The organism is Aeromonas sp. R4-2, assembly GCF_040908295.1.
Lineage (GTDB): Bacteria > Pseudomonadota > Gammaproteobacteria > Enterobacterales > Aeromonadaceae > Aeromonas > Aeromonas veronii.
In genome coordinates, this window is the sequence record NZ_JBFODL010000020.1 from 29,078 (window position 1) to 53,591 (window position 24,514).

The window sequence follows — 24,514 nt, forward strand, 5'->3', positions numbered from 1 at the left end:
GGAAGGCGAGCAGGGCGATCGGCATGCTGAGAATGAGTCTGGATATGGTGGTGCTGCGGTTGCATGAGGAGCGGCTCGAGCTGCTGCTCGAGACCCGCGATCGCCCCCCTTTTGCCCACTGCTGGCAACTGCCTGCGCTGCGCATCGATGAGACCCGGGATCGGGATCTGGATGCCGCCCAGCGCCGTCTGCTGGCGGAGTGGGGGCTCGGTCACTGCTACAGCGAGCAGGTCTGCACCCTCGGCAATCTGGAGCGGGATCCCCGCGGCTGGTCCACGACCCTGGTCTATCTCTGTCTGGTCGATCCGGAAGTGGAAGCGATCCACGGCTGCTGGCATCCACTCGCCAACCTGCCGGGGCTGAGCCTCGCCTTCGACCATGTTCAGCTCATCGCCAAGGGGTTGGAGCGGTTGCGGATCAAGAGCCGCTACAGCACCCTGCCGCTGCAACTGCTGGGGCCCGAGTTCACCCTCTCCGAGGTGCAGCGCGCCTTCGAAATCATCCTGCAAACACCCATGAATACGGCGGCATTTCGCAAGCGGATCCATCGCGCCGACATTCTGGTGGATACCGGCCGCAAGCGCACCGGCAAACAGCGCCCCGCCATTCTCTATCGGCTGGAGAGCCCCTGCTGCGTGATGTTCGATCAGGTGATGCATGGAGCGGAAGCATGAGTGAGACCGGCGTGCACAAGGTGCTGGTGAGTGCCTGCCTGCTGGGTCAGCCGGTGCGTTACGACGGTCAGAGCAAGGGAATCGTCAGCGACTGGCTGAGTGCGCTGGGAGCCGAAGGACGGGCGCTGGCCTTCTGCCCCGAAGTGGCGGGCGGTCTGCCGACCCCGCGTCCTCCTGCCGAGCGGCAGGGCGAACGGGTAGTGACGGCGAGCGGGCTGGATGTGACTGAAGAGTTTGATCGCGGCGCCGAGCTGGCGTTGGCTATTTGTCAGGCGCAGGGCATTCGCTTCGCCCTGCTGAAAGAGGGGAGCCCCTCATGTGGCAGCGGCCGTATCTATAACGGCCGCTTCGAAGGTGTTTCTGTAGCGGGCGAGGGCAAGACCACTGCCCTGCTGCGCCGCCACGGGATTGCAGTCTTTTCCGAAGATCAGTTGGCCGAGTTGGCTTCTGCGCTCTCTTTGGATTCCTCCCCGGATTTGGCGGCAACCGGCAGCAGCACCTGATCGCTCTGCCACCCCTCCAGCACCTCGTCCTTCTCCTGCCAGCGCTGGTTCAGCCACTCCTGAAAACCGCGCTTGAACTGCTTGTCGTTGAAGTAATCTCCTATCAGCTGTTCATTCACCGGCAGCTCCTCAATCCGCACCTGAATGCGTTTTACCCGTCCCATCAGGAAGTCCTTGAACGGGGTCTCGGCGTTGTCCGGATAGCGGATGGTGACGTTGATCAGGCTGTCGAACTGCTCGCCCATGGCCGCCAGTGTAAAGGCCAGTCCTGCCGCCTTGGGCGGCATCAGGTGACGATAGCGGGAGCGGGCAGCATCCCGTTTCTGCTCGGTGAAGCGGGTTCCTTCCACGAAGTTGATGACGGTAGTGGGGATATGGCGAAACTTCTCGCAGGCGTTGCGGGTGGTCTCGATATCCTTGCCGCGCAGGTGCGGGTTCTTCAGCAAAAACTCCCGAGAGTAGCGACGCATAAAGGGCATATCGAGCCCCCAGCAGGCGAGCCCCAGCAGCGGGATGTAGATGAGCTCGTGCTTCATGAAGAACTTGGGCACCGGCAGCCGGTCGCGGAACAGGTGGCCGAGCACCACGATATCGGTCCAGCTCATGTGGTTGCTGATGATGAGATACCAGCCATCCTTGCGCAGCTTGGTATTGTCCTCCACCTGCCAGTCAATACGGGTGGTGAGGCGGATCACCAGCGCATTGCAGGCAAGCCACAGTCTCATGAGGCGGTTGTTGAGGCGGCTGCAGGCGCGGCCAAAGGCCGGGATCGGCAGTACTAGTTTGGCCAGCGACACCAGCAGGATCAGGCTGGCGCACAAGGCGGTGAAAAGGATGGTCAGGCCCGCGCTGATGATCAGCACCAGCGGGCCGGGAAGCAGGGATAGCATGAATGTTTACTGCGCCTTGGTTGCCAGCAGTTGGCTTAGGGTCTGGTCCTTTTCGTGCCAGATCCCGTTCAACCACTGTTGAAACTCTTGTTGGAACTCGGGGTCATTGAAGTAATCCCCCACCAGCTTGCGGTCGATCGGCAAATAGCGGACCTGAACCTTGATTTGCCCGACCCGGCCACACATGAAGTCCCAGTAGCTGGGGATGCCGTCCGGATAGGCGATGGTGACATCCACCAGTTGATGCAACTGGTCACCCATGGCTGCCAGGGTAAAGGCGATGCCGCCTGCTTTCGGTTGGAGCAGGTGACGATAGGGCGAACCCTGCTTCTGATGTTTGCCCTTGGTGAAGCGGGTGCCTTCGACGAAGTTCATCACACTCACCGGAATGTGGCGGAACCTGGCACAGGCTTTACGGGTTGTTTCTATGTCTTTTCCCTTCAGATGGGGATGCTTTTCCAGAAATTTCCTGGAATATCGCCGCATGAAGGGGAAGTCGAGCGCCCACCATGCCAGGCCGAGAAAAGGTACCCAAATAAGCTCTTTCTTGAGGAAAAACTTCAGGAAGGGGATTTTTTGGTTAAAAACCCGCTGCAGTACCAGTATGTCGACCCAGGATTGATGGTTGGCAATCACCATATACCACTCATTCCGGCGCCCTTTGTCCACTCCGACCACCTCGAAAGGGGTTTTTATGATGGTTTTCTGGATCAGATTGTTGAAACCGATCCAGCAGCTGGCACAGCCATCGAGCAGCCAGTTGCAGAGGGTGCGCCACCCCTTGAGGGGGAGCAGGAGCTTGAGCAGACCCAGCGAGAAGATGGGGACAAACCAGAAGAGGGTGTTGAAAAAATAGAGCAGGGTGGAGAGACTGCCGCGCAGTCGCTCTGTCAGCTTGTTGGGCATGAGTCGGGTCCGTCTTGCTGTCGATAAAGGGCCATCAAGTGGTCAGATCTGTGGCCATAATATCAGCCGATTGCCTGCGAGACCATTCAGAGCCTTTACGGGGTTGGACTCACCCTTTCCCTTCTGTCAGCTGCTGCGCAATCGCGACAGCAGCCGGTCCATGGCGCGATAACCGAGCGCCTCGATAAGATGCTCCTTGCCGATGGCGGGTTGCCCGGCCAGATCGGCGATGGTGCGTGACACCCGCAGGATGCGATGCCAGGCCCGGATGCTGAGCCCCAGCTTCTGGATGGCATTCTCCAAAAATTCGGCATCTTGCGGCGATAATCGGCAAATATCTTCGATTTCACGACTATCCAGCAGATTGTTGAGCTTGCCGTTGCGGCTCAGCATGCGCTCCCGTGCCGCCAGCACTCGACCGCGGATCTGCTGACTAGACTCCCCCCGCTCCGCCTTGCCGGTCAGGCTCCCCTTGGGCAGCAGCGGCACCTCCACCGTCAGATCGAAGCGGTCGAGAAAGGGGCCGGAGAGCTTGCCGAGGTAGCGCAGGATCTGATCCGGGCTGGAGCGGGTTTGGCCATCGCCATAGTGGCCACAGGGGCTGGGATTCATGGCGCCCACCAGCTGGAAGCGGGCGGGGAAATCCACCTGACGGGCGGCCCGGCTAATGGTGATGTGGCCCGTCTCCAGCGGCTCGCGCAGGGAGTCGAGCACCTTGCGCTCGAACTCGGGCAGCTCGTCGAGAAACAGCACTCCGTTGTGGGCCAGCGATATTTCGCCGGGTCTTGGGTGGCTGCCGCCTCCCACCAGCGCCACCGCCGAGGCACTGTGGTGCGGCGTGCGATAGGGTCTGTGGTGCCAGTGACCGGCGCGCGGGGTGAGGCCACCGATGGAGTGGATGGCGGCGGTCTGCTGCGCCTCCTGCTCGCTCAGCGGCGGCAAGATGCCGGGAAGGCGGCTCGCCAGCATGCTCTTGCCAGTGCCGGGCGGGCCGATGAACAGCAGGTTGTGGCTGCCGGCGGCGGCGATCTCCAGCGCCCGCTTGGCCTGAGACTGACCGATCACATCCTGCAGATCCGGTACATCGGGCAGGCTTTCCGCGTTTTGGGGATCCGGCAGCGGCAGTTCGTACTGGCCCGCCAGCCAGGCGGTGACGGCCAGCAGCTGATGGGCGGTGCGCACCTCGGCATCCTGGATGAGGGAGGCTTCGGGGCCGTTCTCTCGCGGTACCAGCAGGGTGCGTCCCGCATCCCGGCAGGCGAGTACGGCAGGCAGTACCCCGAGTACGGGACGAATCTCGCCGGTCAGGGCCAACTCCCCTAAAAATTCGTGATCGAGCAGATATTTTGCAGGTATCTGCTTGGAAGCGGCAAGAATACCGATGGCGATTGCCAGATCGAAACGGCCACCCTCCTTGGGCAGGTCGGCGGGGGCCAGATTGACTGTGATGTGTTTGCTCGGGAACTCGAAGTTGCCGTTGAGCAGGGCGCTGCGCACCCGATCCCGAGACTCTTTCACCGAGGTTTCCGGCAGGCCGACCATGTTGAAGGCGGGCAGGCCGTTGGAGAGGTGAACTTCCACCGTAACTTGCGGGGCCGCGATCCCGAGGCTGGCACGGCTATAAACCACAGCTAATGACATAAATCCCGTCCTTGAGTTGATATATGTTCTGACTAACTGCTTGTTGTTGGTTTTTTATTCCAGAGTTCCGGCTGGGGAATAGCCAAAATCAGTGGGTTGTCACAGAAAAAAGGCTTGCCCAATAAAAATCACCGTGCTAGTTCTAATAGCCATTCGCGGTAGAAACCGCCCCAATTTCACAGGATTTCCGGTTGTAACTATGAACATGGCCTCCCGTTTCGTCAGCATTATTGTGGTCCTAGTGGTGATTATTATCTCACCGCTCGGGGCTCGTTTAGCTGCACGGAACAAGGGATAGACCCACCACCGGACAGAACGAAACAAGCGACCCCCGAGCCTCACAGCTCGGGGGTTTTTTTTCGACCAAAGGACAGGATTTTCCACATGAACGGCGCGCAGTTTTTGGTACAGGCTCTCAAGAAACAGGGTGTGACCCAGGTGTTTGGTTACCCGGGCGGGGCCATCATGCCGGTCTACGATGCCCTGTATGACGGTGGTCTGGCCCATCAGCTCTGCCGCCACGAGCAGGGCGCCGCCATGGCGGCGGTCGGTTATGCCCGTGCCTCCGGTCAGGTGGGGGTCTGTATCGCTACCTCCGGCCCCGGCGCCACCAATCTGGTGACCGGTCTGGCGGAGGCGCTGCTCGATTCGGTGCCGCTGGTGGCCATCAGCGGTCAGGTGCCCTGTTCTGCCATCGGCACCGATGCATTTCAGGAGGTCGACGTGCTCGGCATGTCCCTCTCCTGCACCAAGCACTCCTTTATGGTGACTGATGCCGCCGATCTGGGGCGTGTACTGGCAGAGGCTTTCGCCATCGCCACCGAAGGGCGCCCCGGACCTGTGCTGATCGATTTTCCCAAGGATGTGCAACTTGCTGCCGTGCCGCCCCAGAGCCCGCTGTTTGCGGTGGAGGAGCCGGAGGTGCTCAACCCCTCGGATCTGGCCGCTGCCCGCACCCTGCTGGCCGCCGCCGAGCGTCCGGTGCTCTACGTCGGTGGCGGGGTGGGCATGGCCAATGCCGAGCAGCAGTTGCGCGACTTTGCTGCCGCCACCGGCATGCCTGCGGTCACCACCCTCAAGGGGATTGGCGCGCTCGACCCCGACAGCCCCGTTTATCTCGGCATGCTCGGCATGCACGGCACCAAGGCGGCCAACTATGCGGTGCAGCAGTGCGATCTGCTGCTGGTGGTGGGCGCCCGTTTCGATGATCGGGTGACCGGCAAGCTGGAGGAATTTGCTCCCGAGGCCAAGGTGATCCATCTCGATGTGGATGCCGCCGAGTTTGGCAAGCGCCGCGCCGCCGAGGTGGGTATCACCACGGATCTCAAGCAGGTGTTGCCACGCCTCGCCATGACTCTCGACATCGTCCCCTGGCGTGGACACTGCGTCGCCATGGCCCGCGAATATGCCTTTCGCTACGACCATCCCGGTCATGCCATCTATGCCCCGGCGCTGCTCAAGCAGCTCTCCGCCAGGTTGCCGGAGACCAGCGTAGTGGCCTGCGACGTGGGTCAGCATCAGATGTGGGTAGCCCAGCACATGCGCTTCACCAGTCCGCGCAACCACCTCTCCAGCGCCGGTCTCGGCACCATGGGTTTCGGCCTGCCCGCCGCCATCGGCGCCAAAATGTCCCGCCCCAATGATGAAGTGGTGCTGGTGAGCGGTGACGGCTCTTTCATGATGAACGTGCAGGAGCTCGGCACCATCCGCCGCGCCCAGCTCAAGGTGAAGATGGTGCTGCTGGATAACCAGCGCCTCGGCATGGTGCGCCAGTGGCAGGAGCTGTTTTTCGACGGCCGCTACAGCGAGACCATCCTCTCCGACAACCCCGACTTCGTCGCCCTGGCTGCTGCTTTCGGCATCCCGGGCGAGACCATCACATGCAAGGAGCAGATAGCCGGCGCCCTCGATCGCCTGCTGGCAAGCGAGAGTGCCTACCTGCTGCATGTGGCTATTTCAGAGGAAGAAAACGTCTGGCCCCTGGTTCCGCCGGGAGTCGCCAACCACCAGATGATGGAGCAACGCCCATGAACCCGCACACCCTTGCACAGCCAGCATTTGCACAGCACACCCTGCATATCCACGCCCAGCCCAGACCCGAAGTGATGGAGCGGGTGCTGCGGGTGGTGCGTCACCGCGGTTTCAATCTCTGCGCCCTTAATATGGAGCAGGATTGCCAACAGCTGCGGATCACGGTTACTGTCGAGTCGGTGCGTCCCATCCAGCAGTTGTGGAGCCAGCTGGTGAAGCTGGTGGACGTCTCCCGGGTCGATGCACTGGAACAGCAACCCCGGATCAGAGCTTAAGGAGCCAAGCCAATGTCACAGCCTTCCCAATCCGCCACTCACCCCCAATACATCTGGTTCAACGGCAAACTGGTGCCCTGGCAGGATGCCCAGGTGCACGTGATGAGCCACGCCCTGCACTACGGCTCCTCGGTGTTCGAGGGTGTGCGTGCCTACGATACCCCCAAGGGCACCTGCATCTTCCGTCTGCAGGAGCACACCCGCCGCCTGTTCGACTCCGCCAAGATCTACTGGATGGACGTCCCCTACAGCGAGTCCGAAGTGAATGAAGCCTGCCGCACCGTGGTGCGCGAGAACGGCCTGAAGAGCGGCTACCTGCGCCCGCTGGCCTTTGTCGGCAACGTGGGGCTGGGGCTGCATCCGCCGCTGGATGCCAAGGCTGACCTGATGGTGGCCGCCCTGCCGTGGGGCGCCTATCTGGGGGAGGAGGGGCTGAAAAACGGGGTGGATGTCTGTGTCACCTCGTGGAACCGGCTCGCTCCCAACACCATTCCCACCGGCGCCAAGGCGGGCGGCAACTACCTCTCTTCCCAGCTGATCAGCCGCGAGGCCAAACGCAACGGCTTCGCCGAGGGGCTGGCGCTGGATGTTAACGGCTACCTGAGCGAAGGGGCGGGTGAGAACCTGTTTCTGGTGAAGAACGGTGTGCTGTTCACCCCGCCCGCTACTGCCGCCATCCTGCCCGGTATCACCCGCGACACCATCATGACGCTGGCCCGCGATCTCGGTTACGAGGTGCGCGAGCAGGCGCTGCCCCGCGAGGCGCTGTACGTGGCGGACGAGATCTTCATGACCGGCACGGCCGCCGAGGTGACCCCGGTGCGCTCCGTCGATCGGATGAAGGTGGGCGCTGGCAGTCGTGGTCCGGTGACCGAGCAGCTGCAAAATGCCTTCTTCGGCCTGTTCAACGGCCAGACCGAGGACAAGTGGGGCTGGCTGACGCCAGTCAACGACTGATAAGAGAGGGGAGGCGCCATGCCTCCCCGAGTCGCTTCCGGTGAGAGCTTCCTAGAGGAGTCTTCACCAGGGTCGATTCCGATCCACTCGTATCATCACCGCATAACGCATCGAGCCCATATGGGCATTCAGGGAGTAGAGACATGCCGAAGTTGAGATCCGCCACCACCACCCACGGACGTAACATGGCCGGGGCCCGCGCCCTGTGGCGTGCCACCGGAATGACCGATCAGGATTTCGGCAAACCCATCATCGCCGTGGTCAACTCCTTCACTCAGTTCGTGCCGGGCCACGTCCACCTCAAGGATCTGGGCCAGCTGGTGGCGCGCGAGATCGAAGCCGCCGGCGGCGTCGCCAAGGAGTTCAACACCATCGCCGTGGATGACGGCATCGCCATGGGCCATGGCGGCATGCTCTACTCCCTGCCATCGCGGGAGCTGATCGCCGACTCGGTGGAGTATATGGTCAACGCCCACTGCGCCGATGCCATGGTCTGTATCTCCAACTGCGACAAGATCACCCCGGGGATGCTGATGGCCGCCCTGCGCATCAATATCCCGGTCATTTTTGTCTCCGGCGGCCCGATGGAAGCGGGCAAGACCAAGCTCTCTGACCAGATCATCAAGCTGGATCTGGTGGACGCCATGATCCAGGGCGCCGATCCCAAGGTGTCGGACGCCCAGAGCGAACAGGTGGAGCGCAGCGCCTGCCCCACCTGCGGCTCCTGTTCCGGCATGTTTACCGCCAACTCCATGAACTGCCTGACCGAGGCGCTGGGTCTTTCCCAGCCGGGTAACGGCTCGCTGCTGGCGACCCACGCCGATCGTGAGCAGCTGTTCAAGCTGGCGGGCCAGCGCATCGTGACTTTGGCCAAGCGCTGGTATGAGCAGGATGACGAGACCGCCCTGCCGCGCAATATCGCCACCAAGGCGGCGTTCGAGAACGCCATGGCGCTCGACATCGCCATGGGTGGCTCCACCAATACCGTGCTGCACCTGCTGGCGGCGGCGCAGGAGGCGGGTGTCGACTTCACCATGGCCGATATTGACCGTATGTCCCGCAAGGTGCCGCAGCTCTGCAAGGTGGCACCCTCCACCCAGAAGTACCATATGGAAGATGTGCACCGTGCCGGTGGCGTGGTCGCCATTCTGGGCCAGCTGGAAAAAGCGGGTCTGGTGCATGGAGATACCCGTACCGTGCTGGGTTGCTCCCTTGTCGAACAGCTCAATGAGTATGACGTCAGCCGCCAGCCGAGTCAGGAGGTGGTGGACTTCTACCGCGCTGGCCCGGCCGGGATCCGCACCACCAAGGCGTTCAGTCAGGATTGCCGCTGGCCGGAGCTGGATCTGGACCGCGCCGAGGGCTGCATCCGCTCGCTGGACAACGCTTACAGCCAGGAGGGCGGCCTTGCCGTGCTTTCCGGCAACCTCGCGGTCAATGGTGCCATCGTCAAGACTGCCGGTGTGGATGAGAAGAACCTCACCTTCCGCGGCCCGGCACGGGTGTTCGAGAGTCAGGAGAGCGCGGTGAACGGCATCCTCGATGGTACCGTGAAAGCAGGCGAAGTAGTGGTGATCCGCTACGAAGGGCCGAAAGGGGGTCCGGGCATGCAGGAGATGCTCTACCCCACCACCTATCTGAAATCCATGGGATTGGGCAAGGCGTGCGCCCTGATCACCGATGGTCGCTTCTCCGGCGGTACCTCGGGCCTCTCCATCGGCCACGTCTCGCCGGAGGCAGCCTCTGGCGGCGCCATAGGTCTGGTGGAGGATGGCGACATCATCAGCATCAATATCCCGGCCCGCAGCATGGTGCTGGAGGTGGCCGACAGCGTGCTGGCTGCCCGCCGCGTCGCCGTGGAAGCCCGTGGCTGGAAGCCGCTCGATCGTCAGCGTCAGGTCTCCTTTGCCCTGCGCGCCTACGCCATGTTCGCCACCAGCGCCGATAAAGGCGCGGTGCGCGATCGCTCGATGCTGGGGGAATAAATCATGGTCTCTGCGGCGGATTATCTACGCAAGGTGTTGCTCTCCCCCGTCTACGAGGCGGCGCGGGTGACCCCCCTGCAAACCTTGAAGAAACTCTCCGAGCGGCTAGGCAACCACGTCAGCCTGAAGCGGGAGGATCTGCAACCGGTCCACTCCTTCAAGCTGCGCGGCGCCTACCACAAGATTGCCACCCTGACCGAGGAGCAGAAGGCACGCGGCGTTATCGCCGCCTCTGCCGGCAACCACGCGCAGGGGGTCGCCCTGTCGGCCGCCAAGCTCGGTATCAAGGCGATCATCGTGATGCCCAAGACCACGCCGGACATCAAGATCGATGCGGTACGCCGTCAGGGCGGCAACGTCATGCTGTTTGGCAACAGCTTCGATGAGGCCTACGGCGAGAGCCGCCGCCTCGCCGCGCTGGAGGGCTACACCCTGATCCCGCCGTTTGACGACGTCGAGGTGATCGCCGGGCAGGGCACCATCGGCAAGGAGCTGCTGGAGCAGGATACCCACCTCACCCACGTCTTCGTGCCGGTGGGTGGCGGCGGACTGGCCGCCGGGGTGGCGGTCTATATCAAGCAGCTGCTGCCGGATGTGAAGGTGATCGGGGTGGAGGCGGAGGGTTCCGCCTGTCTCAAGGCTGCCATGGCGGCCGGTGAACCGGTCAATCTGGAGCGGGTCTCGCTGTTTGCGGACGGGGTGGCGGTCAAGCGCATCGGCGAGGAGACCTTCCGCCTCTGCAACCAGTATCTGGACGAGGTGGTGACCGTCTCCAACGACCAGATCTGCGCTGCACTGAAAGACATCTTCGACGACTGCCGCGCCATTGCCGAGCCGTCGGGGGCCCTGTCGCTGGCGGGCCTCAAGGCCTACAGCGAGCGGGAGCAGGTCAAAGGGGGGCGGATGGCGGCCATTCTCTCCGGCGCCAACGTCAACTTCCACAGCCTGCGCTACGTGTCGGAGCGCTGCGAGATAGGCGAGAAGCGCGAGGGCATGCTGGCGGTGACCATCCCCGAGCGCAAGGGGGCCTTCCTCGACTTCTGCCGTCAGCTCGGGCCGCGCATGGTGACCGAGTTCAACTATCGCTATGCGGATGCCGAGCAGGCGTCGCTGTTCGTCTCGGTGCGCCTCACCGGCGGTGACGAAGAGCTCGGCCAGATCATCGATCAGCTCGGCGGCAACGGTTATCCGGTGGTCAACATGACCGAGAGCGAGCTGGCCAAGAACCACGTGCGTTACATGATTGGCGGCCGCCCGGCCCGGCCCCTTGGTGAGCGTCTCTACAGCTTCAAGTTTCCGGAGCAGCCGGGAGCCCTGATGCGCTTCCTCGAGACCTTGGGCTGTCGCTGGAACATCAGCCTGTTCCACTACCGCAACCACGGCGCCGACTACGGCCGGGTGCTCTGCGCCTTCGAGCTGCCGGACGAGGACGTGGCCGCCTTCCACGACTACCTGCACGAGATTGGCTACGGTTGGAAAGAGGTGAGCGACGACCCCGCCTACCGGCTGTTTCTGGCCAGTTGAGCAAGGGGGGCTTCAACAACTCATCAGGAGGGAGGCGTTATGCCTCCCTTTTCTATTGCTGCGTGTGGATAGGTTCACTCCGTACGACGCAACGTCATGGTTTAACTGGCAAAACAGTGTGAATAGGTACACAGGTGATTTTTACGCCGGATATTGCTGGCAAGCTCACACTCCTGATGGCTTGGTCATTTGAGGCTGCGTTCGGATGGGATACCCTGAATAGCGGAGAGGCCGCCTGACGGCTTCACACAGGGAAAGTGCGCACTCAGGCGCCCATAACGACTTATTGCAGAGGCGAAAATATGAATAAATCCATGCTTGCCGTATTGGTCAGTGGTTTGCTGGCGGCCGGAGCCGTGCAGGCCGCCGCTCAGGACAATACCTGGTATGTCGGTGGCAAGGCCGGTTGGTCCAATTACTATGGCGTTGACCACAACCAGTATGCCGAGTCGATTGCCCAGACGTTGGGTAATACCAGCGAGAACACGGATGATCTGGGTCTGGGCCTGTTCGCCGGTTACCAGCTCAACCCCAATCTGGGCTTCGAGCTGGGCTATGACTGGCTTGGCAAATACGACACCACTTCGGGCACTGGCGCCAATACCCTCAATACCGAAGCCAAGAGCCAGATGATTCAGGCCACCATGAAGATCAGCTTCCCGGCAACAAATGTGCTCGATCTTTATGGTCGACTGGGCGGCGCCTATGCCTGGACGGATAGCGAGATCAGCTTCGCCAATACCAGCGAGACCGGCAAGAAGCATGGCGCCGCCTTCGTTGGTGCGCTGGGTGCCGAATACGCCATCGATCGTGACTGGGCTGCCCGTCTGGAGTACCAGTACACCACGCCTCTGGGAGATGCCTCTCTCGATCGCTCCGGTATCGAGATGGATAACGGCCTGATCTCGTTCGGGATGCTCTATCGCTTCGGTCAGCAAGGTGGCGAGGTCGCTGCACCGGCGCCCGCTCCGGCCGCCGAACCGGCACCTGTAGCCGTGGTTGAGCCGAAGACCTTCAGTCTGAGTTCCGATGTGCTGTTCGAGTTCAACAAGGCGACCCTGAAGCCGGCTGCCAATCAGGCGCTCGATGCCCTGTTCAGCCAGATTGTGGCGGCCAATCCGAAAGATGGCGTCGCAACTGTCATCGGTTATACCGACCGCATCGGTTCCGACAACTACAACCTGGCGCTATCCGAGAAGCGTGCCCAGAGTGTGGCCAGCTATCTGGTATCCAAAGGCTTGTATGCCGACAAGGTACGAGTCGAGGGGCATGGCAAGGCCAATCCGGTCACTGGCAACAGCTGTGCCAGCCGCTCCAAGCAGGAGCTGATCGCCTGTCTGGCACCGGATCGCCGGGTAGAAATCCATCTGGAAGGGGTCTCCCAGCCTGTCCAATAAGCAGAGCAACGGGATCGATAAATGTAAAAACGGGAGGCTTAGCCTCCCGTTTCTTATGGGGTGTTTACGATGTTGAGCCTCAGAGCCCGAACAGCGGGCGCAGGCGAATGCCGATGAGGCTGCCAGCGAGGGCCATCAGCATCCAGACCCAGCCATGAAGGCTGCCAGAGGCGGTGCCATCGAAGAAGCCGCCGAGGTTGCAGGCAGCGTACATGGCGCCCATTCCCATCAGCAGGCCGCCGAGGATGGAGGCCAGACTGTTGCCGAGCCGCATCGGGGCGAAGGTGCCGCCACCGCTCAAACAGCGCGCCAGCATGGCCCCCAGAATACCGAGCCAGAACATGCCGACCATGGGGTTGATAAAGAGTGGCTGGGCAAGCTTGGGGTTCCCCTCGAACAGGCCGAACAGGGAGGCGCCGCGCAGCGCCATGTCATAGACGGCGCCGGTGATGGTCCAGGCCGAGCCGTGCAGAGCGACCACGGACGAGTTGAGCAGGGCGATGATGATGCCGCCGGTCAGCACGGTGAAGCGGCCATCGCGCCAGAACAGGTTGCCGCCGCTGAAGAGGGGCTTGAGCTCGCCGGTGCGCTTGAGTTCGCTGTTGCGAAACAGCAGGAACAGCGCAGCGACCAGCGCCAGATTGAGCAGCATGCCACTCCAGATATTGCCGGTCAGATCCCGGGCCAATACCACATGGCTGGAGAAGGTAGCCTCCAGTTCGGGGCGGAACTGGTTGCTGATAAGGGTGCCGATGCCGTAGCAGATCAGCACCAGCCAGAAGCGGGGTTGCCCCTCGCCGCAGCAGTAAAGAGTGCCGGTGGCGCAGACGCCAGCCAGCTGCATGCCGATGCCGAACAGGAAGGCTCCGACGATGAAAGGAATGCCGATAGCCATCACGTTACCCACCATGGCATCGCCAAACAGGGCGTGGCTAAAGGAGAGGAAGGTGGTGAACAGCAGAATCTCGATGGCGATGGTGAGCAGGTGAACCCGCACATAGTAGCTGTTGCGTTTGGTCAGCATTTCGCGCCAACCGAATACGATGCCGAAGCGACTGAAGGAGAGGGTGAAGCCGAAGCCGAATCCGATCAGGGCCATCAGAGCCCATTTCATACCAAAGGTGTTGCCAAGCCAGAGTAACGCTCCCCCCGCGATTGCCACGATGGGGAGCGACCATTTTCGAGTCATGTCAGTTGATCCTTGCAGTTGGTTTTTAGAGGGGCGGATCCTATTCCCTCATGGAGTCTAATGCTACCCATTTAACCAGTGCAGAGAAAAAAGGGGAGCGCTGACTCCCGTCAGCGCCGGGGATCAATGGCGGGTGGTGTCGAGATGGAAGTGGTGAGTCTGCCTGGTCAGGATGCGGGCGTGCTGGGCGACCAGGGTCGCCTCTTCGGCGGCCTGACTGGCGCTCTGGTTGGCCTCGGCCGCCAACCGCGACATCTCCCCGACCTGATGGTGGATCCCTTGCACCAGCCGGGTCTCATCGCTCATCAACTGATCGACCTGAGCGATGCGCTGATTGATCTCCTCGCAGCTCTGCGCGATCCGGGCGACGCTCTGGCGCGCTGTCATCGTGTGAGTGACCGCCTGTTCGACCCGGGCCAGCTCGGTATCCATCTCGCTGGCGGCGCGCAGGCTGACATCCTGGATCTTGCCGATGATGGTGTTGATCTCGGTGGTGGCGCTGCCGGTGCGGGTCGCCAGCGAGCGTACTTCATCGGCCACCACGGCAAAACCGCGTCCCTGTTCGCCTGCCCGCGCCGCTTCAATGGCGGCGTTCAGCGCCAGCAGATTGGTCTGCTCCGCAATATCGTGAATGGCGCCCGCCAGCCCGGCAATCTGCTGCGAGAGGCCAGTCAGATCCGAAATGGTCTGGGAGACCTGCTTCACTCCCGTGACTTGTTCCCCGATCACCAGTTCCACGGTGTGGATGGCGATCGTCGCCTCTTGTGCCCGCTCTGCTGACTGCAGGGTTTGCTCCCCCACCTGATGCAGCTGGCTACCCGCCTGTTCAATGGAGTGGGTGAGCTGTTCGATGGCCTGTTCGATATGTTGGGCCGCCCCGACCTGAGCCTGACTGTCATCGGTGTGCCGTTGTGCCATGGCGGTCAGGCTGGTGGCGCGATCATCCAGCGTACTGGCGCTGCGCTGCAGCGACTCCACCAGGGTTGCCAGCTGGTCACGCATGGCCCCGATCTGGCGGATCAGCTCGCCGATGGCATCAAGGCCCGGCTCCGGCATGGGGCGGTTCAACTCCCCTTCGGCGATGGCGGCGGTCGCCTTGCCTGCTGCCAGCAGCCGCTGTTGGGTGGGGCGTCCCAGCCAGAAGATGAGCCCGGCCCCCAGCAGTGCGGCGCACAACAGCAGGCCGTAGCAGAGTCGAGTGGTGTTGGCTAGATGGGCCATCTGCTCGGCGGCATACTCGTTGCCGCGGATGACGGTGGCGTCCACCCCTAGCCGGTGGGCGTTATAGAGGGTGTGCAGGCGCGCCGCAATCGCGCCCGCCTGCGCTAGGTCCCCCACCTTGATGGCGGGGACAAACTTGTCGTTGAGCAACTGCCAGAACCGCTCCCCCTGCACTTTTTGCTCCCCCAGCAGCAGTTCCCTGAGGGGTTCGTTCAGGCTGCTCTCTTGCCAGAAGCGGTTACGGCTCTCGAACTCTTGCTGCAGTCGGGCGAGGGTTTGCAGCAGGGCCTCCCGCTCCTCCGGTTTGGCATGGAGCAGGGTGTAGACCTGCAACTGGGATTCGATGAGGTAGAGAGGCGGCGGCAGAATATCGGCTACCACATCCTTCCCCTGTCCCATCTGATCGGCTGCGCTCCGGACCGAGTAAAGCCCGAAAAAGCTGATGGAAATCAGCGTGATAATGACCATGATCCCCAGAACCTGACCAAAAAGCAGGGATCTGTCGTGAATGTGCTTGAGCATGTTGCCTCCATTCGGCTCCGTTCCATGGATAGCATAGCTCTCTGGCGGGATAGTGAGACTCGGGTGTGGTCTGTTGATGGCGAGTCGGCTCTGGAGAAGGGGAAGTCGCAGTCTGAAGGCCGCTGGTGGCACGAAAAAGAACCCCGGCTGATGAGCCGGGGTCGCTGGTGGTGAGGCGGTGTCAGGTTCGGCTTGGCGCGGCTTTGCCGCTGCGCAGCCCATCCAGACTGAACAGTACCAGCGCACTCCAGATGCAGGCAAAGGTGAGCAGTTTGTCCATCGCCAGCGCTTCCCCATAGAGGGTGACCGCGAGGATGAACATCAGGCTGGGGCCTATGTACTGGAAGAAGCCCAGGGTGGAGAGCTTGAGCCGGTTCGCGGCGGCAGTGAAGCAGAGCAGGGGGGCCGTGGTGACGGCGCCTGCGGCGATCAGCAGCAGGTTGAGGTGCCAGTCGTTCTGGGTGAGATGGCTGGTGGGGCTGTCGGCAAAGCCCCACAGATAGATGGCCGCTGGCGGCAGCATGATCATGGTTTCGATCAGCAGACCGGTGAGGGCATCGAGGGCCAGTTTTTTGCGCACCAGCCCATAGATGGCAAAGCTCGACGCCAGCACCAGCGCAATCCAGGGCAAGGAGCCAAAGGCGATAAGCTGGATGGCCACCCCGGCAAAGGCCAGCGCCACCGCCCACCACTGCAGGCGGCGCAGTTTCTCGCTCAGAAACACCATTCCCAACAGTACGTTGAACAGCGGGTTGATGTAGTAGCCGAGGCTGGCATCCAGCATGTGACCGTTGTTGATGGCCCAGATGAACAGCAGCCAGTTGCCGCCGACGGTAACCGAGGTAAACGCCAGGGTGAGCAACACTTTTGGCTGGCGCAGCACCGCCTGCACCTTGTGCCACTGACGGCCTGCCAGGGTCAGTACCATCAGCAGCACGCAGGACCAGATCATCCGGTGGGTCAGGATTTCGGCGGCCGGAACGGCAGAGATGGTCTTGAAATAGATGGGGGCTATGCCCCAAAGGGTATAGGCGCACAGGGCGTAGATGACGCCCTGACGCTGGATCTGTTGCGGCATGCGGATGACCTTTACTGAAGCGTTGGATGCGGGAAAACATCGCAAAAAATCAGTGTAGCGATCCTTTTGCGGGGAAAGAAGCGAATAAACGAAGTTTGAGGGATAGGAGGAGTGTGGCTGGCCGCTCAGCCTTTACCGCGGCGGATCTTGTCGACATCCATCAACAGCCACAGCATCAGGGCGATGGCGGAGATCCAGGGGCCCCAGGTCACGTAGGCCTCGCCGTGCCCCAGCACGAAGAACAGCAGGGGCAAACCGATCACCAGAAAAAGTACGCTTCCCAGAAAAAATAGCATTTTTGTCTTTATATTTAACATGTTGGCTTTTTTATCATTATAAGGATTGAGCCCGGTGATGGAAGGCCAAAAATGCAAAAGGGGGATTTCTCCCCCTTTTTGATCCGATAGTGCTGCTTTGTCGTGTTAATCCAGCTGAATCCAGGTGCTTTTCAGCTCGGTGTACTTCTCCAGCGCATGAAGTGACTTGTCGCGACCGTTGCCGGACTGTTTGAAGCCGCCAAATGGCATGGTCATGTCACCACCGTCCCAGTTGTTGACGAACACGGTACCGGCGCGCAGGGCGCGGGAGCCCTTCACCGCCTTGTTGAGATCCGCCGTCCAGATCGCCGCGGCTAGGCCGTAGTCGGTGTCATTGCCCAGCGCAATGGCCTCCTCCAGCGTATCGAAGCCGGTCACCGCCAGCACAGGGCCGAAGATCTCCTCGCGGAAGATGCGCATCTGCGGGGTCACGTCGTCGAAAATAGTGGGTTCGATATAGAAGCCGCCACTCTCCATATTGGTGCGGTTGCCACCCAGCAGCAGCTTGGCCCCCTCCTGCTTGCCAATCTCGATATAGCGCAGCACCTGCTCCATCTGGATGTGATCCACCATGGCGCCGATACGGGTCGCAGGGTCGAGCGGGTTGCTCGAGATCCACTCGCGGGCATGGGCCAGCAGTCGCTCCATAAATTGCGGCTTGATGCTGTTTTGCACCAGCAGCCGAGAGGCGGCGGTGCACACCTCGCCCTGGTTGTAGAAGATGGCGCCAGCGGCGCTCTTGGCCGCGGCGTCCAGATCCGGTGCGTCGGCCAGTATGATGTTGGGGCTCTTGCCGCCGCACTCCATAAAGGCGCGCTTGAGGTTGGACTTGCCGGAGCACTCCACCAGATGTTTACCGATCTTGGTGGAGCCGGTGAAAGTGATGCAATCCACGTCCATGTGCATGGCCAGCGCCTCGCCCACGGTGTGGCCAAAGCCCGGTAGCACGTTGAACACACCGTCCGGAATGCCCGCCTCCTTGGCCAAACCTGCGATACGCAGGGCCGTCAGGGGGGATTTTTCGGAAGGCTTGAGAATGACCGAGTTGCCGGTAGCGAGCGCCGGGCCCAGCTTCCAGCAGGCCATCACCAGCGGGAAGTTCCAGGGCACTATGGCGGCGACCACCCCGAGCGCTTCGCGGGTCACCAGTGCCAGGGCGGACTCCTCCACCGGGGCGACCTGATCGTAAATCTTGTCGATCGCTTCGGCGTTCCAGGCGATGCAGTTGGCGGCGGCGGGGGCGTCATAGCCCATGGCATCGCCGATGGGTTTGCCCATATCCAGCGACTCCAGCAGCGCCAGCTCCACCTTGTTGAGGCGCATCAGCTCGGCGAAGCGCTGCATGATCTGTTTGCGCTGTTTCGGCGGCAGGCCGCTCCAACGCTTGTCGTTGAAGGCGTCACGCGCAGCCTGTACCGCCAGTTCGGCATCGGCGGAATCGCAGGCTGCCACCTTGGTCAGCAGCTTGCCGTTGGCCGGGTTGATGCAATCGAAGGTGGCGCCATTGACGGCATCCCGATAGCTGCCGTTGATAAAGGCTTGCGAGGGCAGGGTCAGATGGGCGGCCTTGTGTTGCCACTGGGCCAGGGTCAGGTCACTCATGTTCACTCCTTGAACCGGCAAAAGTCAGTTTCCGCGTATCAATATGCTAAACATCCTGCCGCTTGTAAATCCATCTTGTAACAATTCATTAAACATTGCCCCCTGCCGATGCGCGTCTGAATGTCAGAAACTGGCGGGGGTGTTGGCCGAGATCAGCACGCACTCCTGTTCGCCACTATTGCGAAAACGGTGGGGGGTGCGGCTGTCGAAGTAGTAGCCATCCCCGGCGCCCAGCAGGTAGATCTGCTCGCCCACGGTCACTTCAACTTCGCCCTTGATGACGATGCCGCACTCTTCACCCTCGTGGCTCAGCATGTCGTCGCCGGTGTCGGCGCCCGGTGGCAGCACCTCCTGCAACATGCCGATGGCGCGGTTGGCGCGGCTGTGCCCGACCAGCCGGTAGCTGATGGGATGCGTGCCGAGATCCGGCATATCGGCGGCGCGGAAGATCACTTCGGTGCCCATTTCAGTCTCTTCGGTGAAGAAGCTGGCCAGCGACATGGGGATCCCTTCCAGCACCTTGCGCAGGGAGGCGACAGAGGGGCTCACCTGATTTTTCTCGATCTGGGAGATAAATCCGTTGGTCACACCGGAGCGCTTGGCCAGCTCGCGCTGGGAGAGGGCCGCCTTGGTGCGAACCGCCTTGAGGCGGTGACCGATATCCATCTATAGACACTCCTTGACTGTTTACTATTATTAAAATTGTGTTAAATATCTTATACCACCCTGCTGATGCGTCTAGCTAGGGGTGGCACCAGACAGGGCGATAACGGGCCCTTTTTTATGGATTCAGGTGTTTAATTTAATAGGCATTGGCCGACAGTTGCTAAACACCTTAAGGATGAGGTGACCATGAAACCGATCAGCGACATCAATACGCCCTCCGACATGTCCGCCTTCTGGATGCCGTTCACCGCCAACCAGCAGTTCAAGGCGGCGCCGCGCATCCTGAAGTCGGCAGAGGGGATGTATTATCACTCAGAGGATGGCCGCAAGATACTGGATGGCACAGCCGGACTCTGGTGTTGCAACGCGGGCCATGGTCGGCGCGAGATTGCCGAGGCGGTCTCCCAGCAGATTTCCCACCTCGATTTCGCTCCCACATTCCAGATGGGCCACCCCCTGCCGTTTGAGCTGGCCAACAAGCTGGTGGAGATCGCCCCCAAGGGGTTTGGCCACGTTTTCTATACCAACTCGGGTTCCGAGTCGGTCGATACCGCGCTGAAAATCGCGCTGGCCTGGCAGCGGGCTCGCGGTCAGGGCACTCGCACCCGGCTGATTGGTCGCGAGCGTGGCTATCACGGGGTCGGCTTTGGCGGTATCTCGGTAGGGGGCATTCCCGGCAACCGCAAGTGGTTCGGCTCCCTGCTGACCGGGGTGGATCATCTGCCCCATACCCTCAACATCGCCAAGAACGCCTTCACCAAAGGGCTGCCCGAGGAGGATGTGGCGCTGGCCAACGAGCTGGAGAAGATCGTCTTCCTGCACGATGCCAGCAATATCGCGGCGGTGATCGTCGAGCCCATCGCTGGCAGTACCGGCGTGCTGATGCCCCCCAAAGGCTACCTCAAGCGGCTGCGGGAGATTTGCACCAAGCACGGCATCCTGCTGATTTTTGACGAGGTGATCACCGGTTTCGGTCGCCTCGGCTCCCCCTTCGCCGCACAGGAGTTCGATGTCATCCCCGACATGATCACTTGCGCCAAGGGGCTGACCAACGGCGCTATCCCCATGGGCGCGGTGCTGGTGCAGAAGCACATTTATGACGACATGATGGCGGCAGGCAAGGGGGCTATCGAGCTGTTCCACGGCTACACCTATTCCGGTCATCCGGTGGCTGCGGCTGCAGGGCTCGCGACCCTCGAGATCTATCGCAACGAGAACCTGCTCAGCCGCGCCGCCGATCTGGCTGGCTACTGGGAGGAGGCGGCCCATTCGCTGAAGGGCTGCAAGCATGTGAAGGATGTGCGCAACTACGGGCTGGTGGCGGGTATCGAGCTGGAATCGATGCCGGATGCACCGGGCAAGCGCGCCTACGAGGTATTTGTCCGCTGTTTCGAGAAGGGGGCATTGATCAGGGTGACCGGCGACATCATCGCCCTGTCGCCACCGCTCATCATCGAGCGCAGCCAGATCGACGATCTCTTCACCCTGCTGCAGGGTGTGTTGCAGGCACAACCCTAACCCATTTGATGGCCCCGCACTGGCGGGGCCTTGCGCTGTCTTGCTCGGCGCAATTACCACATCAGTTATCACGGAGGATACATGACATACAGGGTCAGCAACTTCATCAACGGCCAGCTGCAGGAGAGTGGCAGCGAGCGCCAAGGGGCCATTTTCAATCCCGCCTGCGGCAAGCAGCAGGGAAGCGTCGGGCTGTCGAGCGCCGCCGAGTGTCAGGAGGCGATCGCCATCGCCGAGCGCGCTTTTGCCGACTGGTCGCAAACCCCGCCGCTGGTGCGGGCGAGGGTCTTTTTCCGCTTCAAGGAGTTGATGGAGCAGCACAGGGACGAGCTTGCCCAGCTCATCAGCCGCGAGCATGGCAAGGTCTTCTCCGATGCGCAGGGTGAGTTGACCCGCGGGCTGGAGGTGGTGGAGTTTGCCTGCGGCATTCCCCATCTGCTCAAGGGGGAGCACTCCCTCAACGTCGGTCGTGGGGTAGACAGCTACTCCATGATGCAGCCGGTCGGTGTTTGCGCCGGTATCACCCCGTTCAACTTCCCGGCCATGGTGCCGCTCTGGATGTTCCCGGTCGCCATCGCCTGCGGCAACACCTTTATTCTCAAACCCTCCGAGAAGGATCCCTCCCTCTCGTTGCGGATGGCCGAGCTGCTCAAGGAGGCCGGTCTGCCGGATGGCGTGCTCAACGTGGTGAACGGTGACAAGGAGGTGGTGGATGTGTTGCTGACTGATCCGCGGGTCGGTGCCGTGTCGTTTGTCGGCTCCACCCCCATTGCCCAGTACATCTATGCCACCGCCTCGGCCCATGGCAAGCGAGTGCAGGCGCTGGGCGGTGCCAAGAACCACATGGTGGTGATGCCGGATGCGGATCTCGATCAGGCGGTCTCCGCCCTGATGGGGGCTGCTTATGGGGCCGCGGGCGAGCGCTGCATGGCCATTTCGGTGGCCGTGGTGGTGGGTGACGAGACCGCCGATGCGCTGGTAGCCAAGCTGACGCCGCTGGTGGAAAAACTGCGGGTGGGCCCGGGGTTGGGCCAGAGCCCGGAGAACGAGATGGGGCCGCTCATCAGCAAGGAGCATCTGGCCAAGGTGCGCGGCTACGTTGATCAGGGAGTGGCCGAAGGGGCCGCGCTGCGGGTCGATGGTCGCACGCTGAACCACGACGAGGGTTACTTTATCGGCGGCTGCCTGTTTGACGAGGTAACTCCCGAGATGCGCATCTACCGCGAGGAGATCTTCGGCCCTGTGCTCTCTATCGTGCGGGTGCCGGATTACGAGACGGCGCTGCGCCTCATCAACGAGCACGAGTACGGCAACGGCACCGCCATCTTTACCTGTGACGGCGACACCGCGCGGGACTTCACGGCGCGGGTGCAGGTCGGTATGGTAGGGGTGAACGTTCCCATTCCGGTGCCGATGGCGTTTCACAGCTTTGGCGGCTGGAAGCGCTCCATCTTCGGGCCGCTCAACATGCACGGGCCGGACGGGGTTCGCTTTTATACCCGGATGAAGACGGTGACGGCGCGCTGGCCCCAGAGCCTGCGCAGTGGTGCCGAGTTCTCCATGCCGACCATGAAGTGACGTGCTGGCACGTGCTCATGGACTAACCTCTTGCCCCCGCCGGTCGATGATTGGCGGGGGCGAACTCTGTAAAGGAACAACAGATGCGATTGGGAATTCTCGATTGTGACCGGCTCGATCCCGATCTGGCGGATCGTTTTGGCCCCGTTTACTCCGAGATGTTTATCAGGGGCTTTGCGGCCCTGGCCCCCGAGCTGGAATTTCGGGTCTGGTCTGCCCTTGATGGGGAGCTGCCGGAGGATCTGCACGAGTGCGATGCCTGGCTCATCACTGGCTCGCGCCACGACGCCTATAGCGATATCCCCTGGATTCAGGCACTGCGGGCATGGATCCGCCAGGCGCACGATGCCGACGTCAAGCTGGCCGGTGTCTGCTTCGGTCATCAGGTGATCGCCCAGGCGCTGGGCGGCGAGGTGGTGAAGTCTACCAAGGGGTGGGGGCTGGGAGTGTCGGTGCACCCCATGCTGGCAGATGAGCCCTGGATGGCGCCGGCGCGGGATCAGATCCGCATTCTGGCCAGCCATCAGGATCAGGTGGCCCTGCTGCCGCCGGGGGCAACCCGGCTGGCGGGCAACGACTTTTGTCCCAACTTCATGTTTTTGCAGGGTGATCACATCGTCGCCATTCAGGGGCATCCGGAGTTCTCGGTGGAGTACAACCGGGCGCTAATCGAGCGGCGCCGTGGCCTGTTGCCCGACGAGCGCTACCAGAGCAGCCTCTCCTCGCTGGAGGGAGAGGTGGATTCGGCGACCATGATGCAGTGGCTGCTGCAGTTTCTGGGGATCCTGCCGCTGCGGGCTGGCGCGGCCTGAGCCCGGTTTGTCAGCCACCCCTTCGGATGCTAGATTTTGTAGCAAAATTAAGGATCAAGCGCTGAGATGTCGGGATCGGATGGTACACTGGCCGCCCATGTGGCGGCCTGTTTGTCTGGCTTGATTGCCGTCCCGGCCTGAGCCAAACCTGTCTGAGCCAAACCTGTCTGAGCCAAACCAGTGTGAGAGTGTGACGCCTTGAAACTACAGCAATTGAAGTATTTGATCGCGATCCGGGACCACAACCTCAATGTGTCCGTGGCTTCCGATGCGCTCTTCACCAGTCAGCCGGGGGTCAGCAAACAGATTGGCCTGCTGGAGAGCGAGCTGGGGGTGCGGATCTTCGAGCGCCGTGGCAAGCACCTGCACCGCATTACGCCGGTGGGGGAAGAGATCATCAAGTGTGCCGAGGCGATGCTCAATATCGAGAGCAAGATCAAGGCGATCTCCCGCGAGTATCTGGACCCGACCGTGGGCACCCTCAATATTCACACCACCCACACCATCGCCCGCTACCTGCTGCCCAAGTCGGTCACCTACTTCACCAAGAAGTACCCCAAGATCTCGTTCCACCTTCATCCGGTGATGTCGGCGAGCAAGGAGCAGATCAGCAAGGGTTACTCCGATTTCTCCATCGTTGCCCACGAGATTGGCTTCGACAAGGAGCTGATCGCGCTGCCCGCCTACCTCTGGACTCTCTCGCTGGTGGTGCCGCAGGATCACCCGCTGGCCAAGGTGAAGAAGCCGACCCTGGAGCAGCTCTGTCACTACCCGATCCTCAGTTACGAGAGCGGAGCCACTGGCCGTCAGGTGCAGGACGAGGTATTCCATGCCGCCGGTCTCACCCCGAGCTACTACATGACGGTGATGGACGCCGGGGTGATCAAACGCTACGTGGAGCTGGGTTTTGGCATCGGTATCATCTCCTCGCTGGTGGCCAACGACACCGATAGCCCCGGGCTGGTCTCCATCAATCTGGAGCACCTGTTCAAGCCCTGTCCGGCCCAGATCTGCTTCAGCAAGAGCATCCTGCTGCAGAACTACATGTATGACTTCATCAGCTCCTTCTCGCCCCACCTCACCAAGGAGGTGATCCAGAGTGTGATGCAGCAGCCGACCCAGGCGCGCATCGACGAGCTGCTGGCCGGGGTGGAGCTGCCCATCTATTGATCCCGATCGGATTCCCGATCGCTGTCGGTTGTCTCTTTTGTCAGGCTGGGCTCTACTC

At 61.7% G+C, this 24,514-nt stretch carries 21 protein-coding genes; 12 read left to right on the forward strand and 9 right to left on the reverse strand.

All coding sequences use genetic code 11. From position 1 onward, the window contains the following. The first annotated feature begins 23 nt into the window (after nucleotides 1-23). Both AB5Y99_RS17035 and AB5Y99_RS17040 read left to right on the forward strand, forming a co-directional pair. Nucleotides 24-674 carry a DNA mismatch repair protein MutT gene (locus tag AB5Y99_RS17035; RefSeq protein ID WP_005339607.1) on the forward strand — a complete coding sequence of 217 codons (651 nt, stop codon included), beginning with the start codon at nucleotides 24-26 and terminating at the stop codon, nucleotides 672-674. Beyond that, nucleotides 671-1,177 (forward strand): DUF523 domain-containing protein, encoded by a 507-nt coding sequence (locus tag AB5Y99_RS17040; protein WP_021231509.1) that lies wholly within the window; start codon nucleotides 671-673, stop codon nucleotides 1,175-1,177. The genes AB5Y99_RS17035 and AB5Y99_RS17040 overlap by 4 nt, the downstream gene beginning before the upstream one ends. On the opposite strand, the gene AB5Y99_RS17045 is transcribed toward AB5Y99_RS17040, so the two are convergent. The 3 genes from AB5Y99_RS17045 to AB5Y99_RS17055 form a co-directional block, all read right to left on the reverse strand. Continuing rightward, nucleotides 1,102-2,067, reverse strand: coding sequence for an acyltransferase (locus AB5Y99_RS17045; RefSeq protein WP_021231508.1), 966 nt, complete (start codon nucleotides 2,065-2,067; stop codon nucleotides 1,102-1,104). The two genes, AB5Y99_RS17040 and AB5Y99_RS17045, sit on opposite strands and share 76 nt — an antisense overlap. Nucleotides 2,068-2,073: 6 nt before the next feature. Then, entirely contained in the window at nucleotides 2,074-2,973 is a 900-nt protein-coding gene (locus AB5Y99_RS17050; protein ID WP_005356150.1) for an acyltransferase, read from the reverse strand. A 126-nt stretch (nucleotides 2,974-3,099) separates the two neighbouring features. Then, nucleotides 3,100-4,614 (reverse strand): YifB family Mg chelatase-like AAA ATPase, encoded by a 1,515-nt coding sequence (locus tag AB5Y99_RS17055; protein ID WP_058058954.1) that lies wholly within the window; start codon nucleotides 4,612-4,614, stop codon nucleotides 3,100-3,102. A gap of 384 nt (nucleotides 4,615-4,998) precedes the next feature. On the opposite strand from AB5Y99_RS17055, the gene ilvG reads away from it, so the two are divergent. From ilvG to ompA, 6 genes are all read left to right on the forward strand, one after another. Then, nucleotides 4,999-6,645: an acetolactate synthase 2 catalytic subunit gene (ilvG, locus tag AB5Y99_RS17060; protein WP_368210255.1), complete on the forward strand. Its 1,647-nt coding sequence runs from the start codon at nucleotides 4,999-5,001 to the stop codon at nucleotides 6,643-6,645. Continuing rightward, nucleotides 6,642-6,920, forward strand: coding sequence for an acetolactate synthase 2 small subunit (gene ilvM, locus AB5Y99_RS17065; protein ID WP_005342011.1), 279 nt, complete (start codon nucleotides 6,642-6,644; stop codon nucleotides 6,918-6,920). The genes ilvG and ilvM overlap by 4 nt, the downstream gene beginning before the upstream one ends. Before the next feature lie 12 nt (nucleotides 6,921-6,932). After that, nucleotides 6,933-7,877 carry a branched-chain amino acid transaminase gene (locus AB5Y99_RS17070; RefSeq protein WP_005342010.1) on the forward strand — a complete coding sequence of 315 codons (945 nt, stop codon included), beginning with the start codon at nucleotides 6,933-6,935 and terminating at the stop codon, nucleotides 7,875-7,877. 143 nt (nucleotides 7,878-8,020) lie between these two features. Continuing rightward, a complete protein-coding gene (ilvD, locus tag AB5Y99_RS17075; protein WP_368210256.1) occupies nucleotides 8,021-9,862 on the forward strand; it encodes a dihydroxy-acid dehydratase in 1,842 nt (613 codons plus the stop codon). 3 nt (nucleotides 9,863-9,865) lie between these two features. After that, nucleotides 9,866-11,386, forward strand: coding sequence for a threonine ammonia-lyase, biosynthetic (gene ilvA / locus AB5Y99_RS17080; protein WP_201947305.1), 1,521 nt, complete (start codon nucleotides 9,866-9,868; stop codon nucleotides 11,384-11,386). Nucleotides 11,387-11,688: 302 nt separating this feature from the next. Then, nucleotides 11,689-12,783, forward strand: a complete 1,095-nt coding sequence (ompA, locus tag AB5Y99_RS17085) for a porin OmpA (protein WP_368210258.1) — start codon at nucleotides 11,689-11,691, stop codon at nucleotides 12,781-12,783. Nucleotides 12,784-12,862: 79 nt separating this feature from the next. On the opposite strand, the gene AB5Y99_RS17090 is transcribed toward ompA, so the two are convergent. The 6 genes from AB5Y99_RS17090 to AB5Y99_RS17115 form a co-directional block, all read right to left on the reverse strand. Continuing rightward, nucleotides 12,863-13,972 carry a YeeE/YedE thiosulfate transporter family protein gene (locus AB5Y99_RS17090; protein WP_200879899.1) on the reverse strand — a complete coding sequence of 370 codons (1,110 nt, stop codon included), beginning with the start codon at nucleotides 13,970-13,972 and terminating at the stop codon, nucleotides 12,863-12,865. A 123-nt stretch (nucleotides 13,973-14,095) separates the two neighbouring features. Further along, a complete protein-coding gene (locus tag AB5Y99_RS17095; RefSeq protein WP_368210259.1) occupies nucleotides 14,096-15,715 on the reverse strand; it encodes a methyl-accepting chemotaxis protein in 1,620 nt (539 codons plus the stop codon). Between the two features lie 181 nt (nucleotides 15,716-15,896). Then, the gene (gene rarD / locus AB5Y99_RS17100; protein WP_201992660.1) at nucleotides 15,897-16,793 is read right to left on the reverse strand and encodes an EamA family transporter RarD; all 897 of its coding nucleotides are present in this window, start codon (nucleotides 16,791-16,793) and stop codon (nucleotides 15,897-15,899) included. A 125-nt stretch (nucleotides 16,794-16,918) separates the two neighbouring features. Next, the gene (locus AB5Y99_RS17105; protein ID WP_005341999.1) at nucleotides 16,919-17,089 is read right to left on the reverse strand and encodes a hypothetical protein; all 171 of its coding nucleotides are present in this window, start codon (nucleotides 17,087-17,089) and stop codon (nucleotides 16,919-16,921) included. A gap of 126 nt (nucleotides 17,090-17,215) precedes the next feature. Continuing rightward, nucleotides 17,216-18,712: an aldehyde dehydrogenase gene (locus AB5Y99_RS17110; RefSeq protein ID WP_201992659.1), complete on the reverse strand. Its 1,497-nt coding sequence runs from the start codon at nucleotides 18,710-18,712 to the stop codon at nucleotides 17,216-17,218. A 123-nt stretch (nucleotides 18,713-18,835) separates the two neighbouring features. Next, the gene (locus AB5Y99_RS17115) at nucleotides 18,836-19,378 is read right to left on the reverse strand and encodes a cupin domain-containing protein (protein WP_005339643.1); all 543 of its coding nucleotides are present in this window, start codon (nucleotides 19,376-19,378) and stop codon (nucleotides 18,836-18,838) included. A 186-nt stretch (nucleotides 19,379-19,564) separates the two neighbouring features. Between AB5Y99_RS17115 and AB5Y99_RS17120 the strand changes: the two genes are divergently transcribed. The 4 genes from AB5Y99_RS17120 (at nucleotide 19,565) to AB5Y99_RS17135 (ending at nucleotide 24,456) form a co-directional block, all read left to right on the forward strand. Then, nucleotides 19,565-20,896, forward strand: coding sequence for an aspartate aminotransferase family protein (locus tag AB5Y99_RS17120; protein WP_368210262.1), 1,332 nt, complete (start codon nucleotides 19,565-19,567; stop codon nucleotides 20,894-20,896). A gap of 81 nt (nucleotides 20,897-20,977) precedes the next feature. Then, entirely contained in the window at nucleotides 20,978-22,474 is a 1,497-nt protein-coding gene (locus tag AB5Y99_RS17125) for a CoA-acylating methylmalonate-semialdehyde dehydrogenase (protein ID WP_368210263.1), read from the forward strand. Between the two features lie 83 nt (nucleotides 22,475-22,557). After that, nucleotides 22,558-23,286: a glutamine amidotransferase gene (locus AB5Y99_RS17130; RefSeq protein WP_005357481.1), complete on the forward strand. Its 729-nt coding sequence runs from the start codon at nucleotides 22,558-22,560 to the stop codon at nucleotides 23,284-23,286. Nucleotides 23,287-23,484: 198 nt separating this feature from the next. Then, complete coding sequence (locus AB5Y99_RS17135; protein WP_071913734.1) at nucleotides 23,485-24,456, forward strand: LysR substrate-binding domain-containing protein; 972 nt, start codon at nucleotides 23,485-23,487, stop codon at nucleotides 24,454-24,456. Nucleotides 24,457-24,514 lie beyond the last annotated feature (58 nt).

Coding starts and splice junctions, on each gene's coding strand:
- AB5Y99_RS17035 (WP_005339607.1), top strand. CDS start 24: ATGCTGAGAATGAGTCTGGATATGGTGGTGCTGCGGTTGCATGAGGAG.
- AB5Y99_RS17040 (WP_021231509.1), top strand. CDS start 671: ATGAGTGAGACCGGCGTGCACAAGGTGCTGGTGAGTGCCTGCCTGCTG.
- AB5Y99_RS17045 (WP_021231508.1), bottom strand. CDS start 2,067: ATGCTATCCCTGCTTCCCGGCCCGCTGGTGCTGATCATCAGCGCGGGC.
- AB5Y99_RS17050 (WP_005356150.1), bottom strand. CDS start 2,973: ATGCCCAACAAGCTGACAGAGCGACTGCGCGGCAGTCTCTCCACCCTG.
- AB5Y99_RS17055 (WP_058058954.1), bottom strand. CDS start 4,614: ATGTCATTAGCTGTGGTTTATAGCCGTGCCAGCCTCGGGATCGCGGCC.
- ilvG (WP_368210255.1), top strand. CDS start 4,999: ATGAACGGCGCGCAGTTTTTGGTACAGGCTCTCAAGAAACAGGGTGTG.
- ilvM (WP_005342011.1), top strand. CDS start 6,642: ATGAACCCGCACACCCTTGCACAGCCAGCATTTGCACAGCACACCCTG.
- AB5Y99_RS17070 (WP_005342010.1), top strand. CDS start 6,933: ATGTCACAGCCTTCCCAATCCGCCACTCACCCCCAATACATCTGGTTC.
- ilvD (WP_368210256.1), top strand. CDS start 8,021: ATGCCGAAGTTGAGATCCGCCACCACCACCCACGGACGTAACATGGCC.
- ilvA (WP_201947305.1), top strand. CDS start 9,866: ATGGTCTCTGCGGCGGATTATCTACGCAAGGTGTTGCTCTCCCCCGTC.
- ompA (WP_368210258.1), top strand. CDS start 11,689: ATGAATAAATCCATGCTTGCCGTATTGGTCAGTGGTTTGCTGGCGGCC.
- AB5Y99_RS17090 (WP_200879899.1), bottom strand. CDS start 13,972: ATGACTCGAAAATGGTCGCTCCCCATCGTGGCAATCGCGGGGGGAGCG.
- AB5Y99_RS17095 (WP_368210259.1), bottom strand. CDS start 15,715: ATGCTCAAGCACATTCACGACAGATCCCTGCTTTTTGGTCAGGTTCTG.
- rarD (WP_201992660.1), bottom strand. CDS start 16,793: ATGCCGCAACAGATCCAGCGTCAGGGCGTCATCTACGCCCTGTGCGCC.
- AB5Y99_RS17105 (WP_005341999.1), bottom strand. CDS start 17,089: ATGCTATTTTTTCTGGGAAGCGTACTTTTTCTGGTGATCGGTTTGCCC.
- AB5Y99_RS17110 (WP_201992659.1), bottom strand. CDS start 18,712: ATGAGTGACCTGACCCTGGCCCAGTGGCAACACAAGGCCGCCCATCTG.
- AB5Y99_RS17115 (WP_005339643.1), bottom strand. CDS start 19,378: ATGGATATCGGTCACCGCCTCAAGGCGGTTCGCACCAAGGCGGCCCTC.
- AB5Y99_RS17120 (WP_368210262.1), top strand. CDS start 19,565: ATGAAACCGATCAGCGACATCAATACGCCCTCCGACATGTCCGCCTTC.
- AB5Y99_RS17125 (WP_368210263.1), top strand. CDS start 20,978: ATGACATACAGGGTCAGCAACTTCATCAACGGCCAGCTGCAGGAGAGT.
- AB5Y99_RS17130 (WP_005357481.1), top strand. CDS start 22,558: ATGCGATTGGGAATTCTCGATTGTGACCGGCTCGATCCCGATCTGGCG.